General features: G+C 65.7%; 13 protein-coding genes and 1 tRNA gene. 7 read left to right on the plus strand and 7 right to left on the minus strand.

The features are described 5' to 3' along the window. The 3 genes from JHC81_RS10220 to JHC81_RS10230 form a co-directional block, all read left to right on the plus strand. Positions 1–996, plus strand: a 996-nt coding sequence (locus JHC81_RS10220) for a dicarboxylate/amino acid:cation symporter (RefSeq protein WP_292174115.1), incomplete at its 5' end; no start/stop codon positions are given. Positions 997–1,091: 95 nt separating this feature from the next. Beyond that, a tRNA-Val gene (locus JHC81_RS10225) sits at positions 1,092–1,166 on the plus strand. A 185-nt stretch (positions 1,167–1,351) separates the two neighbouring features. Further along, positions 1,352–1,729 carry a hypothetical protein gene (locus tag JHC81_RS10230; RefSeq protein ID WP_292174118.1) on the plus strand — a complete coding sequence of 126 codons (378 nt, stop codon included), beginning with the start codon at positions 1,352–1,354 and terminating at the stop codon, positions 1,727–1,729. Positions 1,730–1,787: 58 nt separating this feature from the next. Here JHC81_RS10230 and JHC81_RS10235 read toward each other — a convergent pair whose 3' ends face one another. The 7 genes from JHC81_RS10235 to JHC81_RS10265 all read right to left on the minus strand — a co-directional run bounded on the left by JHC81_RS10235 (position 1,788) and on the right by JHC81_RS10265 (position 9,438). Continuing rightward, the gene (locus JHC81_RS10235) at positions 1,788–2,666 is read right to left on the minus strand and encodes a hypothetical protein (protein WP_292174119.1); all 879 of its coding nucleotides are present in this window, start codon (positions 2,664–2,666) and stop codon (positions 1,788–1,790) included. Next, on the minus strand, positions 2,663–5,626 hold the full coding sequence (locus tag JHC81_RS10240) for a LysM peptidoglycan-binding domain-containing protein (protein ID WP_292174121.1): 2,964 nt from the start codon (positions 5,624–5,626) through the stop codon (positions 2,663–2,665). Before JHC81_RS10240 ends, JHC81_RS10235 begins: the two co-directional genes overlap by 4 nt. A 25-nt stretch (positions 5,627–5,651) precedes the next feature. Further along, positions 5,652–6,377, minus strand: a complete 726-nt coding sequence (locus tag JHC81_RS10245) for a hypothetical protein (RefSeq protein ID WP_292174123.1) — start codon at positions 6,375–6,377, stop codon at positions 5,652–5,654. A 161-nt stretch (positions 6,378–6,538) separates the two neighbouring features. Next, positions 6,539–7,114 (minus strand): hypothetical protein, encoded by a 576-nt coding sequence (locus tag JHC81_RS10250; protein ID WP_292174126.1) that lies wholly within the window; start codon positions 7,112–7,114, stop codon positions 6,539–6,541. A 381-nt stretch (positions 7,115–7,495) separates the two neighbouring features. Beyond that, positions 7,496–8,083 (minus strand): hypothetical protein, encoded by a 588-nt coding sequence (locus tag JHC81_RS10255; protein WP_292174129.1) that lies wholly within the window; start codon positions 8,081–8,083, stop codon positions 7,496–7,498. 86 nt (positions 8,084–8,169) lie between these two features. Beyond that, positions 8,170–8,781 (minus strand): helix-turn-helix transcriptional regulator, encoded by a 612-nt coding sequence (locus JHC81_RS10260; RefSeq protein ID WP_292174133.1) that lies wholly within the window; start codon positions 8,779–8,781, stop codon positions 8,170–8,172. A gap of 123 nt (positions 8,782–8,904) precedes the next feature. Then, positions 8,905–9,438 carry a hypothetical protein gene (locus tag JHC81_RS10265; protein WP_292174136.1) on the minus strand — a complete coding sequence of 178 codons (534 nt, stop codon included), beginning with the start codon at positions 9,436–9,438 and terminating at the stop codon, positions 8,905–8,907. Between the two features lie 193 nt (positions 9,439–9,631). Between JHC81_RS10265 and JHC81_RS10270 the strand changes: the two genes are divergently transcribed. The 4 genes from JHC81_RS10270 to JHC81_RS10285 form a co-directional block, all read left to right on the plus strand. After that, the gene (locus JHC81_RS10270; RefSeq protein ID WP_292174138.1) at positions 9,632–11,794 is read left to right on the plus strand and encodes a DEAD/DEAH box helicase; all 2,163 of its coding nucleotides are present in this window, start codon (positions 9,632–9,634) and stop codon (positions 11,792–11,794) included. A gap of 122 nt (positions 11,795–11,916) precedes the next feature. Next, positions 11,917–12,999, plus strand: coding sequence for a sn-glycerol-3-phosphate ABC transporter ATP-binding protein UgpC (ugpC, locus tag JHC81_RS10275; protein ID WP_292174141.1), 1,083 nt, complete (start codon positions 11,917–11,919; stop codon positions 12,997–12,999). A gap of 188 nt (positions 13,000–13,187) precedes the next feature. Further along, on the plus strand, positions 13,188–14,225 hold the full coding sequence (gene alr / locus JHC81_RS10280) for an alanine racemase (protein ID WP_292174143.1): 1,038 nt from the start codon (positions 13,188–13,190) through the stop codon (positions 14,223–14,225). A 151-nt stretch (positions 14,226–14,376) separates the two neighbouring features. Beyond that, on the plus strand, positions 14,377–14,933 hold a 557-nt coding region (locus JHC81_RS10285), incomplete at its 3' end, for an ATPase domain-containing protein (RefSeq protein ID WP_292174146.1).

A 14,933-nucleotide genomic window follows, 5' to 3' on the forward strand; every position in this document is an offset into this window, starting at 1 on the left:
CACATCATCAATCCAGGCATGGGGCTATCCAACCTGCCGCTGGGCGAGGTGCGGGCGCGGGAGATACCTACGCCGCTGGAGGTGCTGATCGGGATCGTGCCGACAAACCCCTTTGCGGCCCTGAGCGAAGGCAAGGTGCTGCAGATCATCTTCTTCTCGGCCCTGGTCGGGATGGCCCTGGTGGCGCTGGGTGACCGGGCGCAGGGTGTGCGCAGGCTGGTCGATGAAGGGGCCTCCATCATCTTTCGCATCACCCGCTGGGTGATCCAGCTGACGCCGTTCGGGGTGTTCGGCCTGATCGGCTCGGTCGTCGGGGGCTATGGCTGGGAGGCGCTGTTGCCCTTGGGCAAGTTCATCTTCGCCATCTATGCGGCCTGCCTGTTCCACATCCTGATCGTCTATTCCGGCCTGCTGAAGGTGCACGGGTTGAAGGTGCGCAGCTTCTTCCGAGGCGCGTTTGCGGCGCAGCAGACGGCGTTCGCCACCTCCTCGTCGCTGGGCACACTGCCGATCACCCTGCGCCAGACCGTCGAGCGTCTGGGCGTGCCCCAGGCCTATGCCGCCTTTGCCGTGCCGCTGGGGGCCAATGTGAAGATGGACGGTTGCGGGGCCATCTATCCGGCCATCGCGGCCATCTTCATCGCCCAGTATTTCAAGATCGACCTGACGGTGACGCAATATGTCCTGATCGGACTGACGGCGGTCCTGGGATCGCTGGGGACCGCAGGGGTGCCGGGGACCAGCATCGTCATGCTGACCCTGACTCTGTCCACCGCGGGCCTGCCGCTGGAGGGCATCGGCTATATCGTGGCCATCGACCGGATCATCGACATGATGCGCACCGCCACCAACGTGACCGGCCAGATGCTGGTGCCCGTGCTGGTGGCCAGGGAAGAAGGTATTCTGGATCAGGGCATCTATGACGGCCATGTCGCCTGGCTGCCGGGTGACCCCGAGGCGGAGACGTCGGATACGGTGCGCGCCGCCGGGATCTGAGCCTGCGTTTGCCTGTTGCAAGGCCCCGCCGTGCGGGCTATGTCCCCGCCCTCCCCGGCCTTTAGCGGTCGGCGGGCCGACATGCCCGGCCAGATGGATGCGTAGCTCAGCGGGAGAGCACCTCGTTCACACCGAGGGGGTCACAGGTTCAATCCCTGTCGCATCCACCATCTTTTTCCGAACACAGACGAAGACTGCGCATTGCATGCGGCCTGGCGAAACAGGGTTACCTGTGCATTAGCCAAATGTATTGGCAAGCCAATAACCAAGGCCGGTAAGGCAGTATTGAGCATGCTTGTCAGCCGGTTGCTTAACAACTCAGCGCTACTGTTCTCTCACACCACGGAGAAGCAAAATGCGTTCTGTAGCCTTGGCTCTTGTCATGTCCACCCTGGCCGCCGGATCGGCGCTGGCGGATGTCCGTATCGAGCTGCGCGCCCAGGTTCAGGCCTCCTGCGGGGTCGTCGATATCGATTCACCCGTCGGCGGCGATCTGAGCCGTCTTCAACTGACCACGGTTTGCAACAGCGAACAGTTCAACATCGTGCTGATGGGTCCGGACGGCCCGATCGAGGTCGTATCGGCCACCTCGGCCGAGGCCTCGGTCAGCGCAGGCTCCAATCAGATGGCGGTCATGCTGCGCGCGCCGGGGGCCCAGACCTTCGACGTCCAGTTGGCCAGTGATCTGGTCGACGTCGACGCCCTGTCGATTCAGATTGTCGCCGCAGGCTAATGCGAAATCGGCCGGGCCGGACATTGTCCGACCCGGCCAAGCGTTCAAAACGCCGTTTTCAGTAGGGCGTGAAGCTGAGCGTCAGGGTGTCGTTATAGCGACCGGCATAGACCGGACCCGTCGGCGGCACGGTCACCGTAACCTCGCGCGACTGAAGGCCCAGGCTGGAATACCCCAGATTCAGATTGGCCGGGGCTCCGGTCAGGCTCAAAGTCTGTCCGCCGATGCTGGCGGTGTAGGGGATGACCGTCGAGGCCCCTTCGGTATGAACCAGCTTGCCCTGATTTTCGGACGTCACGGTCAGGGCGATATCGGCATTGGACCGGTAGAAGAAGCTGGTCGAGCCCGTGGCCCCCTGGCGAGGATCGCCCAGATCGATGGATTCGACTCCGTCCGCCGATGACCGCGCCAGGCGCATGACCGGTCGGACCACCGTCGAAACCGTCAGATTGCGCAGGCTGTCGCCGGCCTCGATCTCGACCTGGGCCGAATAGGGACCCGAGCGCGTGAATTGGCCCGCATCGATCTCGCCCACTGTCACCACCACGGCCTCACCCGCCACGATCTTCGCGCGCGCCGACGGTGTCAGCCGGATCTGGTTCAGCAGGCGGAAGGCGTTGGAGGACAGGTCGAAGTCGGTATCGAGATCGGCGCTGCCGTTCGACAGTTCGAACGGAAAGGATTGCGAGCCCACGGCCTTGATCGTGATCGGGACCAGCAGGCAGGCCAGATTCAGACGCCCGGTCGCCGATTGCAGCCGCAGACGGATCGGCGTGTCGACATAGTCGCCCGGATCATAGCCCTCGCCGTCCACCTGCTGGACATTCAAGTTGATGGACGGGCAGGTCCGCGCCTCGGCCAGGGTCGGCAGGGCACAGACGGTCAGGAGAGCGGCGGCGGCGGCAGACGCGCGCGCCAGCGAGCGTTTGGTCTTCATGGCTCAAGCTCCAGTTCGTTCACGCCGATATCGACGTAGGCCTCAGTCTCTTCCGAAATGGTGAACTCGAAACTGCCGGCCGGTTCGCGGAAGGTCGCGCGATAGCGACCCGCGCCCAGGTTGCTGAACACGGCGCGACCGACCCGGTTGGTGAAGAAGGTCTTGGTGGTTCCGTCGTCCAGATTGGTCAGGGTGCCGTAGGCCAGACCCAGCCGCTCGCCCTCGACCGTGATGGCGGTGACGACAGTGCGGAACTCGTCGGTGCCGACGGTGACGCGCACGCCTGTGCGCGCCCCCGGCTCGACCACATAGCGACCGCTGCCGATGTCGTAGCCGACGGGGCCGCCGGAGACGTTCACGCGCAGTTCCTCGGTCCGATAGGGCTGACCGGTCGGGGCGACAGCGGGACCCAAGGGGCCCGAACGAGCGATCGGCGTGGCCCCGGCGTTGGTCTCGACCGAAATCCGGGCATTGCCGAGCGAGGGGTGGCCGTCGACCAGATAGAAGCCGCGACCCGGGTCGCGGCCGATGCCGAAGGCCCCGTCCACATAGCCGAAGCCGGACTGAAGACGGCCCGTGACCACCTGACCACCGGATGCGCCATCCGGCAGGTCCAGACGGCTGTTGATCGCCAGACCCGCCTCATAGCGTGTGGCGGTATAGCCGATGGAGGCGTTGACCTCGGTCTCGTCCTGACGCCTGACGGTGCCCAGGCGATAGTCGTAGTTCGGCACGTCGATGCCGCGGCTGCGCACGATTTCGGCCCGCGCCGTCTCGGAGATGGAATCGTAGCTGGCGGTGGCCGTCTCGCGCTGGCCGAAGGGCAGGCTGAGCGAGATGAAGCCGCCTGTGTCCTCGCGCCCGTCGGCGAGCCGGGACGTCCGACCGACGAGGGACACCACGACCCGACCGATCCGCTGGGTCAGGCCGACAAAGCCGGTGTAGGCGTCATCGTCCAGCGGGTTGTGCGAGGTCTGGATGGTGCCGCCAAAGGATACGGCCGTCGTTTCCGTGACATTGAACCGATAGTCGGCCCCCAGGAACCACTCGCTGTCGATGAAGGAGGACCGGTCACCCAGACTGGAGAAATCCTCGGAGGTATAGTCCGCCGTCACGCTCAGCGTATCGTTCCGCTCCTCGCCGAGGAAGGGGCCGCCGCGGAAGTTGAAGCTGGCGGCGTAGCCGGAGCCGGCGAAGTCGGACTGGCTGACCTCGGCCTCGGCCAGGGCGACGCCGCCGAACAGCGACCAGGCGACCGAGCCGCCGACGCTGGAAACCTCCTGCGACACGACCAGATTGCCGCCGACAGTCAGATTGTCGGTGATGCCACGCGTATAGTAGCCGGTCGCGACAGGGTCGCTGGTGTATTCGAAGCCGCTGCCGAAATCGTCGCGAAGGACACCGGCGGAGAATGAAAACTCGCTGAGCCCCGCCGACAGCAGGGTCAGATCGTTGGACAGGGAAAAGGAGTCCAGCTCGCGCCGCCCCAGGGCATCCTCGACCACGATGGTGACGTTGTTGCTGAGGTTGGCCAGGGGGATGTCGCCGAGGTCGATGGCACCCGGCTCGGCCGTGAAGCGGTTGATCAGCGCGCCGTTGCTGTAGACCTCGACGGTCGAACGGCGCTCCAGCACGAAGGAGCGACGCCCCGTGGGGCGTACGTTACGGGTCGGCTGGAGTTCTTCGTAATTGCGCTCGATCGAGATACCGGCGACGCCCGCAAAGCCGGCCAGACGCGGCAGGAAGGGTGTCAGATCACCGGCGGAGTAACGCAGCGCCCGCTCCGGATCGTCCTTGAACAGAACGATAGCGTCACGCTGGAAGTCGCTGTCTTCGCTGGAGAACAGGTAAGATCCGCCATAGTCGAGGTTGATCCCTTTCAGGCCACCGACATTGACGAAACCCGAGAAGGCAAACTCGCCGACCGGGTCGGCGTCGTCGTCGATATCGTCGGTGACGACCAGCGCCCCCGTCAGACCTGTCGCGAAACGACCGGGATAGACCCGCTCGGCCCCTTCATAGACATCGGTGGTGCCCAGGGACACGGTCTGGGTGCTGCGCGCCGTCGGCGTAAGGGTGACGGCGAGGGCAAGGGTGGCCGTATCCAGCTGGATTCCGACACCGGTATCGGCAAAGGCCGCGATCGGAACCAGGCCTTCGCCCAGTGCGCGCAGGCGCGCCGCCGTTTCAGGATTGATGGCCTCGCCGAGCGAATCGGCCAGGCCATTGGCCGAGACGGCCACCACGGTCTGAACCGTGGTCTGCGTCGGCACGGCGGTGAAACGGCGGCCTTCCAGCACCACCGGCAGGGATGTGGTCAGGACGGCGGTGTTGTCCGGCAGCCGGGTCGGAGCCGTCTGGGGCAGCACTTCGTCGGCGGGCGGTTGCAGCGGCACGACAGGACGACCACCCTGGCCGATGATCGGGGCCTGCTGCGGCGAACGTGGGGTCTGGGACGATCCGGTGGGCCGGGGCGCGTCCTGCGGCGTCGCAGGCTGCCCAGTCCCGTCGTCACGGAGCGTCAGCCGGGTGCCGACACGGATGTGATTGACGTCGGTCAGGCTGTTCAGGCGCGCGAGGCTGGCGACCGTCGTGCCGTAGCGGGCCGCAATCTGGCCAAGGCTCTCGCCCGGGGCGACGGTGTGGAAGGCGGCTGCGGGCCGCGAGGAGGCAGGACGCGAGGACGCCGAACGCGAAGAAGAAGGCGCAGAAACACGCAGGACGCGTCCGGCCTGGACCTGTTCAGGATCCGCAATCCCGTTCAACTGGGCCAGACGGGCGACGGAGGTGTCATAGACGCGGGCGATGGTCGACAGGCTCTCGCCGCGACGCACGGCGTGATAGCCCGAGGCACCCGCTGGTGCGGCCGAAACGGCCAGGATCGCCAGGGCCGAGCCGAGGGCGGTCGAGGCCCACCAAAGCCCGCGGCCCCCACCGCGTTTGCGCGTTCTGATCTTCATGATGTCCCCCGATGCCCCCGTTCGTCTAGCGCGCCGCGCCGACCTCAATGGTGACCTCGCCGGGCGGCAGGCCGTCGGTCTTCAGAGCGAACTCGCGCGTGCTGTTGGGCGGAATGATCGGGTTTTCGATCTGTTCGGCGACCTGTTCCGGATCCAGGGTGACCGTTTCGCCACCTGCGCGCAGGCGCACGATCCGCTGGGACAGAAAACCGTAGTCGGTCCCCGTGTTCTGAATCTGGAAGCGGACCTGGCTGTCGTCACGCGACACGACGACCGGGCGCTCCAATTCGGCCCGTGCGCCGTCAGCCGTCAGATAGACGGCGACACCGAAATTGTAGACCGTCAGCACACCGCTGAAGTTCTCCGGCAGGACCGGCACTTCCTTGACCTGAAGGACATAGGACTGGCTCACCGCCAGATCCGGGTCGCCAATATATTCGAACCGGATGGCCTGGGTGCCCTTGGGCCCGATCAGCACCTGGGGCGGGAAGGCGACGAACTGTTCGTCGGCGTTTTCAAATGTCTGTGTGCCGTCCGGCGCGACGATGCGGCGACGGAATTCGATCTCGATCGGCAGATCGCTGTCCCGATCGTTGACGATGGTCACTACGGAGGAGCGTACGCCGTCAGCCGGGGTCAGAAAGACACGCATCGGGCTGACCTCATGGGCCAGGGCCGGACTGGTCGCCGCCGTGCCCGTCAGCAGCAGGGCCGCGCCGAATGCACCGATAATCCGATTACGAAACGTCATGACGTCCCTCCCCTTACGCAAACTGTTCGATGTTCGCACATCGCTGATATATCTGCCTAGACCGCCGCAAGGCTTGTGCCAAGACATTGGAGTCAGAAGGCAAAAACCCAGCGGACGGGATTCCGTCCGCTGGGCTCCTGTCCTGCCCGAAGGCAGACCGCTTAGTTGGCGGTGATGTCGACAGTGACGACGTCGGCGTAGTTGCCGGCGAAGACGCTGGTGGTGTTGAAGGCAGCGTTGGCGGCCGAAGGCACTTGCACGCCGTTGACGCGCAGGGTGATCGAACCGGCTTGGCCAGCCAGATAGGCAGCCGAACCACCGAAGGTGTCGGTGCGGGTTGCGGTCAGTTGTTGAGCAGCGAAGCCCAGGCCCGAACCACCGCCGTGCTGCAGGGTGTAGGGGATGGCGTTGTTGGCACCACCCGACGTACCGGCGCGCCACAGGCTGCCACCGTTGGCCGACGAGATCGCGCGGCTGAAGCCGTTGGCCGAGTTGCAGATGTACAGGGCGCTGAAGGCCGGAGCCGTCACGGTGTTGGCGGCAGGCGTGGCAGCCAGATCACCGAAGTTGATCGTCGTGACGGGGTTGCCGCCTGCGACGTTCGACTGGTTGAACACGCCGCACTGACCGGCGACCGAAGCGTTGACGTTGATGGTCAGGTCTTGGTTCGGGCTGATTTGAGCGGCAGCCGGGGTGGCCAGGGCGACGGCAGCGGCCGCGATGATGAACTTGTTCATGATGGTTCTCTTCCAGAAAGTTTCGCGATGATGCGCCGCCGATGATCGGTCAGCGTTACGAGGCTCCGATTGGAAGAGTTTGTCCCCACCTCTCCAGCCCCGATAACGGCGTTCTTAACGGATTGTTAGGATTTTCAGCCATCCCCAAAATTGGGTAATAAAGTCTTAACGCGCGCGAAAAGTCTTTAACATTCAAACTTAATGTCCGCGTCCAGACATTGACTCCAGATGTTGTGGCGGGGCCGGCGATTCGCGGCCAAATCTTGCGCGGACTATCGTGAGGCGCGAATTTGGGTCGATAAAAACTGACGCCCAAGCCCTGCGCTATCGCCTGCATTCGTGCCGATGCGGCGGTCCGAACCGATGTCGCGAAGCGGAGACCTAGTTCGCCGTGACAGAAATCGTGAGGGTGTCCACATAGGTCCCAGCGAAGACCGTCGTGCCGAAGATGCCGTTCTGGGCGACAGGCGAGCGGACGCCGGACACCTGAACCTGCAAGGGTCCCGCCGCGCCCAGCAGGAAGGCCGGACTGACGGCATTGGACACCACCGGGGTCTGCAGCTGCTGCAGGGCGAACGCCAGGTCGCCGCCGGTTCCGCCGACCAGATAGGGAATCTCGTTCCCCGCCCCACCTGCACTGCCGGTCCGGATGAGACGACCCCCGTTCTGGGAACTGATGGTGCGCAGGAACCCGTTCGGCTCGTTGCAGATGTAGGCCACGTCCGTGGCGACCGTGCGGACAGGCAGGGCCTGCCCCGCATTCACGCCCGCAAGGTCGCCGAAGTCGACGACGGTGCTTCCGGACGTCGAGGTGAAGGCGCCACAGATCTGGGAGACGCTCGCCTCCATCCGCACCTCGAACCGGCCCTCGTCGGCGGCCTGCTGGCTGCCGGCGGTCTGGGCCCAGGCGGGCGAAGCCGCGCCTGCTGTGGCGATGGTCAGGACAGCGATGATCGACGAAAGACGCACGTAACCCCCTTGCCGATCGTGGCCGGCATCAAAGATCGTGGTTACTCGTGCGTTAACGCGGCGGACATACCAATTTTTGATGAGTTTCAGCCGATCCGGAACGGCAGGATCGTCGCGAACAACTGCTCGCGGCTGTTGATGCCCAGCTTGCCATAGACATTGCGGATGTGCGTGCGGGCGGTATCGACCGTCACGCCCATGTCCGTCGCCGCCGCCTGAACCGGCTTGCCGCCGATCAGCTTCTTGACCAGATCGCTCTCGCTGCGGGTCAGGCCGAAGACCGCCTTGATGTCGGCCCATGCATAGCGATCGTGATCCGCTGTCGGCACAAAGACCAGGGCGAAGACACGCTGTTCGTCAACCGTGATCGTCCGGTCGCGACGAATCGCGAAATAGCCCTCGGCCTTCTGGCGCTTGAAGACCCAAACCGGGTGCGACGGTTCCGCGGCATTCAGAAAGTCGCGCAGGCCGTGGGTGCGGACATCGTCACGCACGACAAGCCGGCCATCGCGCAGGACGAGGTCGCACCCCTCGTCCATGAGAGCGATCGCGGCATCGTTGACCCACAGAACCTGAAGATCCGGGTTGACGAGGATCTGGGCCAGCGGTTGAGCGCGAAGCCATGCCAGGGCGCTGGCATTGGCGGTGGTGGGATAGTCTATCGTGCCGGGTTCGCGGGCGATGATCTGGACCGACATTCAGCTACCAATCGACGTTCACCATATCGGGATGGGCCGTCGGGATAGCGACAATATCTGATCAGGTCACGCCGAAAATCTGCACTCTCCCGGCCATCCGGCAGCGGCTGGGCGGCGGCTTGGTCAGACCCCCTCGCCTTCGTCATAGCAGCCCACGGCCTGGGTCACCGCCGTCAGCCTGCCGTCCTGACCCAGCTGCCACGCCAGTTCCGCGCGATACAGTCCCGGTGAGCCGATCCGTTCCGATCCGATCACGCCGATCAGGCCGGGCTGCGTATCCTGCGCTGAGGAGCCGATGATCCGGCAGCCGAAGGCGATGTGGGACTGTGCGCTGCGTGCCGTGCCCCTGACGGCGTCCGTGGCCGTCCAGATGGCGTGAGGCTCGGCGCGACCGACCTCGCGCTTGGCGATCATCACCCACTGGCGACGGTCCTGAATGCCGCGCATGAAGCTGATGGCGAGACCGTCTCGCACATAGCCGCCCCCCAGGCCTTCGAAGCCGGGCACGACCTCGCTCTCACCACCGGACCAGGTGTGGCCGATCAGCTGGCGCTCATGAGTCACGACCGGCGGTGTCTGCGCCAGCGTCGATGACGCCATAGCGATGGCCGCTGCGACGACAGGGACAGCGAGCCGGGCACGAGGACGAAGTGTCATAGAAACCTCCATGTTTGCCGCGCAGATTGCGGACACCGATCGGCGTTGTCATGCCTTGTGCGCTGAACCGTCAGGATTCGACAGGTCGTGGTCACCGTGACCACCATTCGGCCTTGATCGTGGCGCATGTGCGCGCCCCTTTCGCCAACCGTGACGGCTGGCGCGCGCCACTCTGGTGCCCTACGGAACGATCATGCCTTTTCCAGCCAGCCATCCCGCGCTCGACCGCGCTCTCTCCGACCGTGGTTATGCCGAGCCCACGCCCGTTCAGGCCGCCGTTCTGGAGGCCTCGCTGAATGACGACGGGTCAGATGAAAAGGGGATGGGCCGCGACCTGCTGGTCAGCGCCCAGACCGGCTCCGGCAAGACCGTCGCCTTCGGCCTGGCCCTGGCTCCCACCCTGCTGGGTGAGGCCGAGAAGTTCGCAGAGTTCGGCGCGCCGGTCGCCCTGGTCATCGCCCCGACCCGCGAGCTGGCGTTGCAGGTCTCCAACGAGCTGCAATGGCTGTATGCCCAGACCGGTGCCCGCATCGTCTCCTGCGTCGGCGGCATGGACCCCCGGACGGAGCGTCAGGCGCTGAACCGCGGCTGTCATATCGTGGTGGGTACACCTGGCCGTCTGCGTGACCATGTCGAGCGCGGCGCGCTGGATCTGTCGACGCTTCAGGCCGTCGTGCTGGATGAAGCCGACGAGATGCTGGACATGGGTTTTCAGGAGGACCTGACCTTCATCCTGGACGCCGCGCCCGCCGAGCGCCGGACCCTGCTGTTCTCGGCCACCCTGGCGCGCGACATCGTGCAACTGGCCAAGACCTATCAGAAGGACGCCCTGCGCATCGACACCGTGGCCGGTGCCGGGTCGCATGCCGACATCGAGTATAAAGCCATCCGCGTGGCGCCGAACGAGGTCGAACTGGCCGTCGTCAATGTGCTGCGCTACTTCGAGGCCCCCGGCGCCCTGGTGTTCGCCAATACGCGCGAGCGGGTGAAGCATCTGACCGCCAGCCTTCGCGAGCGCGGCTTCTCCGTCGTCGGCCTGTCCGGCGAACTGACACAGAGCCAGCGCTCCGAAGCGCTGCAGGCCCTGCGCGACGGCCATGCCCGCGTCTGTGTGGCCACCGACGTCGCCGCACGCGGTCTGGACCTGCCCGACCTGGGCCTGGTCATCCATGCGGAAATCCCGGTCAACAAGGCCGGGCTGCTGCACCGTTCGGGCCGGACCGGTCGCGCGGGCAAGAAGGGCGTCTCCGTCCTGCTGGTCAGCTATACGCGCCGCCGCAAGGTCGAGATCATGCTGTCCTCGGCGGGGATCACCGCCGAATGGTCCGGCCCGCCCAGTGCCGAGGAAATCCGCGCCAAGGACCAGCAACGCATGCTGGCCGATCCCGTCCTGACCGCCGTCATCGAGGACGAGGATACCCTGGCCATGGGCCGCCAGTTGCTGGAGAAGTCCAGCCCGGAGCAGATCGCCGCCGCCCTGATCCAGCTGTATCGCCAGAAGCTGCCGCCGCCCGAAGACGTCTATGACGACGAGCGGATGAAGCGCCAGCAGGCCAGCGGCAAGAACGACAAGGGTCAGCCCGACGTTCCGTACACGGACTTTGCCCGTGGCGGCGACATGGTCTGGTACCGGATCAACATCGGCCGCGACAAGAATGCCGACCCCAAATGGCTGATGCCGACCATCTGCCGCCTGGGTCATGTGACCAAGCGCGACATCGGCTCGATCAAGATCTTCGACCGCGAGACCAAGTTCGAGATCACCCTGGAGATGAAGGCCAAGTTCGAGGCCGCCATCGCCCTGGGTCTGGAAGACGGCGTCAAGATCGATCCGGCTGTAAAACCCGGCCCGTCCGAGAAGCCTGTCGGTAAATGGGACAAGAGGCCGTCCGGCGATCGTCCGCAGTCCGAGCGTCCCGAGAAGAAGCCCTGGGCCAGGCGCGAAGAGGGCGGCGACAAGCCCGCCTGGAAGCCGCGCGAGGACCGCCCCGAGGGTGCCAAGAAGCCCTGGGTCAAGCGCGAGGACAACGCCGCGCCTGCCGACAAGAAGCCGTGGAAGGCCCGCGAGGACGCTGCCGCCGCTCCCGCTGCCGAGGGCAAGAAGCCTTGGGTGAAGCGCACGCCGAACGACCCGACGCCCGAAGGCAAGAAGCCTTGGGTCAAGAAGCCCCCGGTCGAGGGCAAGACGCCGTGGGCTCCTCGTTCCGACGCTGAGCCCGGCGCTTCCGGCGATCAGCCCTGGAAAGGCAAGCCGAAGGGCAAGCCCCAGGGCGGCGACCGCCCCTGGGCCGCCAAGGACGCCCGCGGCAAGCCGGCAACCAACAAGCCCTACAAGGGCAAGACCCCGCGCGGGTAGGGCCATAAACAAAAGCCCTTCCCCCTCGATGGGGAAGGGAGTTGTCTGAGCGCTCCCCATTGCACCACCTCTGTAACCGTTTACGGTAACCCGCAAATCAAGAGACTGCGGGTCGAGGAAACATGGCGGACGTCCGGCTGGCCGGTGTGAAGAAGCGCTTCGGCGCGACCGAAGTCCTGAAGGGCATCGATCTGGAGATCGCCGACGGCGAGTTCGTGGTGTTCGTCGGCCCCTCCGGCTGCGGCAAGTCCACCCTGCTGCGCACCATCGCCGGGCTGGAAGAGGCCGACGCCGGTCAGATCGCCATCAGCGGACGCACAGTCAACGACCTGTCGCCGTCCGACCGGGGCATCGCCATGGTGTTCCAGTCCTATGCGCTTTACCCGCACATGAGCGTCTATGAGAACATGGCGTTCGGCCTGAAGCTGGCCAAGGCCGACAAGGCCGAGATCGACCGGCGCGTCCGCGGCGCGGCCGAGACGCTGAACATCACCGAATACCTGGATCGCAAGCCCAAGGCCCTGTCGGGTGGCCAGCGCCAGCGGGTCGCCATCGGCCGCGCCATCGTGCGCGAGCCGCAGGTGTTTCTGTTCGACGAACCGCTGTCCAATCTGGACGCCTCATTGCGCGTCCGCATGCGCTACGAGTTCGCGGCCCTGCACCAGCGGCTGAAGACAACCATGATCTACGTCACCCACGATCAGGTCGAGGCCATGACCCTGGCCGATCGCATCGTGGTGCTGAACGGCGGGGTGATCGAACAGGTCGGCCGGCCGATGGACCTGTACGAAAACCCCCGGAACCTGTTCGTCGCCGAGTTCATCGGCAGCCCGAAGATGAACCTGCTGCCCGGCGAACTGGTCACGGCGACGGCGGGCGGCGCGACGGTGCGGCTGGCGTGTGGCGAAACCCTTTCGGTCGCGGTCGATGCCTCGGCTGCCAAGGCGGGCGACAAGGTCACGGTCGGCATCCGGCCCGAGCACATCGGCGGGGCGACCGAGGGCGACACCCTCCCGGCCACTCTGACCTTCGTGGAGACTCTCGGCCACGCCACCTACGCCTATCTGACCTATGGCGAGACCGCCCTGACCGCTTTGTTGCCCGGCGAGGCGCGCCCGACGGCGGGAGAGGTCATGACGATGAAGGTGCCGGCATCGCAGGCCCACCTGTTTGATGCAGACGGCAGTGCGTTTCCGCGACTCTGATCCTTCTCCCGGCGGGAGAAGGTGGGCGGCGCAGCCGTTCGGATGAGGGGGCTCTGTAGATTCGCTGGCCGCCTGACGATGAGCGTACGGCTGGCAGCCCCCTCATCCGGCCCTCCGGGCCACCTTCTCCCGCGAGGGGAGAAGGCGACTCTGTTGCATCGCACAACATCTGCCTCTTACAGTCCCGCATGCCCTCTCCGACCCGCCTGACCGTCGACCTGAACGCCCTGGCCGCCAACTTCCATGCGCTGGAAGCGGCCACCGGCGTACCGGTCCATCCGGTGGTCAAGGCCGACAGCTATGGGCTGGGGGCCGTCGCCTGTGCGAGCCGCCTGATGGCGGAAGGCGCTCGAACCTTCTTCGTGGCAAGGGCCTCTGAGGGCGTCTGCCTGCGGGCGGCATTGGGACCGGAGTCGGTCATCTATGTGCTGGACGGCTGCGTCGGTGATGCGGCTGCGGTTCTCAAGGCTTCCGATCTGCGGCCCGTGCTGAACCACTCCGCCCAGCTCGCCGCCTGGCGCGCTGCCGGGGCCGGGCCCTGCGCCATCCAGATCGACACCGGCATGAACCGTCTGGGATTTCGCCCGGAGGAGGCTCCTGAACCGTTTGAGGGTCTGACGATGGTTCTCAGCCATCTGGCCTGCGCCGACGATCCCTCGGCCGAGATGAACGCCCGCCAGCGTGACGTGTTCGCCGCCGTCGCCGTCCGCTATCCCGGCGCGATCCGGTCCTTCGCCAACTCCGGCGGTGATTTCCTGGGCCGGGACTATGCCTTCGATGCCGCCCGCCCCGGGATATGCCTGTACGGCGGCGGGCCGGAGGGACGACCGGACCCGCGCATCCGTCCCGTCGCCACCTTCTCCGCCGACATTCTGCAAGTCCGTGACGTGCCTGAGGGCGAGAGCGTCGGCTATTCACGCGCCTTCGTGGCCCGGACGCCGCGCCGCATCGCCACCGTCGCGGCGGGTTATGCCGACGGCGTCCTGAGGTCCTACAGCCCACGGGGCCAGGTTTGGATCGGCGGCGAGCTGCGGCCGCTGGTCGGACGGATTTCCATGGACGTCTGCGCGGTGGATGCGACCGATCTTGACGTAGCTGTGGGCGACAGCGTCGAACTGTTCGGTGCCCACAGGCCGATCGACGATGCGGCACAGGCCGCCGGGACCATCGCCTATGAACTGCTCACCTCGATCACCGCGCGCGTGCCCCGGCAGTATATCGGTTGAGCCTCTGGCACAGCCGATATGTTCCCTCTATGTTCACGCAGATTGAGGGGAAATCGATGACAGCCTTGTCGGCATGCGGCCTGCCTGAACGAGTAGCGACCGAAGCGGTTTTGCACTTTTTGCACTCTGTTCTTTTCGGGTGTCGCTTCTGATGGCCCGCGACAGTGCCATCTTCGTCTGCCAGTCCTGCGGAGCCGTCCACGGGAAGTGGTCCGGCCAGTGCGGGGCCTGCGGCCAGTGGAACTCCATCGTCGAGGAGAGCCGCTCGGCCCCGCCCGGTGCCCTGAAACCGGTCAGTGCTGCCAAGACCCGCGGCCTGCAGTTCGAAACCCTGCAGTCCGACACGCCCGAACCGCCGCGTATCGTCACCGGCGTGACAGAGTTCGACCGCGTCTGCGGCGGCGGCGTGGTCCCCGGCTCGGCCATCCTGCTCAGCGGCGATCCGGGCGTTGGCAAGTCGACCCTGCTGCTGGACGTGGCCGGGCGGGCCGCGATGTCGGGGCGGCGCGTGGCCTATATCTCGGGCGAGGAAGCCGTCGAGCAGATTCGCGCACGCGCCAAGCGGATGGGGCTGGAGAAAGCCCCCGTCGAACTGGCCAGCGCCACGGCCTTGCGCGATATCCTTGGCACGCTGAAGCGCGAGAAATTCGACATCGTCATCGTCGATTCGATCCAGACCCTCTGGTCCGACGCCCATGAAGCCGGGCC

The organism is Brevundimonas sp., from assembly GCF_016463295.1.
Taxonomy (GTDB): domain Bacteria; phylum Pseudomonadota; class Alphaproteobacteria; order Caulobacterales; family Caulobacteraceae; genus Brevundimonas.

Excerpts from the sequence above, each read along its gene's own strand:
- JHC81_RS10230 (WP_292174118.1), top strand. The coding sequence starts at position 1,352 with ATGCGTTCTGTAGCCTTGGCTCTTGTCATGTCCACCCTGGCCGCCGGA.
- JHC81_RS10235 (WP_292174119.1), bottom strand. The coding sequence starts at position 2,666 with ATGAAGACCAAACGCTCGCTGGCGCGCGCGTCTGCCGCCGCCGCCGCT.
- JHC81_RS10240 (WP_292174121.1), bottom strand. The coding sequence starts at position 5,626 with ATGAAGATCAGAACGCGCAAACGCGGTGGGGGCCGCGGGCTTTGGTGG.
- JHC81_RS10245 (WP_292174123.1), bottom strand. The coding sequence starts at position 6,377 with ATGACGTTTCGTAATCGGATTATCGGTGCATTCGGCGCGGCCCTGCTG.
- JHC81_RS10250 (WP_292174126.1), bottom strand. The coding sequence starts at position 7,114 with ATGAACAAGTTCATCATCGCGGCCGCTGCCGTCGCCCTGGCCACCCCG.
- JHC81_RS10260 (WP_292174133.1), bottom strand. The coding sequence starts at position 8,781 with ATGTCGGTCCAGATCATCGCCCGCGAACCCGGCACGATAGACTATCCC.
- JHC81_RS10265 (WP_292174136.1), bottom strand. The coding sequence starts at position 9,438 with ATGACACTTCGTCCTCGTGCCCGGCTCGCTGTCCCTGTCGTCGCAGCG.
- JHC81_RS10270 (WP_292174138.1), top strand. The coding sequence starts at position 9,632 with ATGCCTTTTCCAGCCAGCCATCCCGCGCTCGACCGCGCTCTCTCCGAC.
- ugpC (WP_292174141.1), top strand. The coding sequence starts at position 11,917 with ATGGCGGACGTCCGGCTGGCCGGTGTGAAGAAGCGCTTCGGCGCGACC.
- alr (WP_292174143.1), top strand. The coding sequence starts at position 13,188 with ATGCCCTCTCCGACCCGCCTGACCGTCGACCTGAACGCCCTGGCCGCC.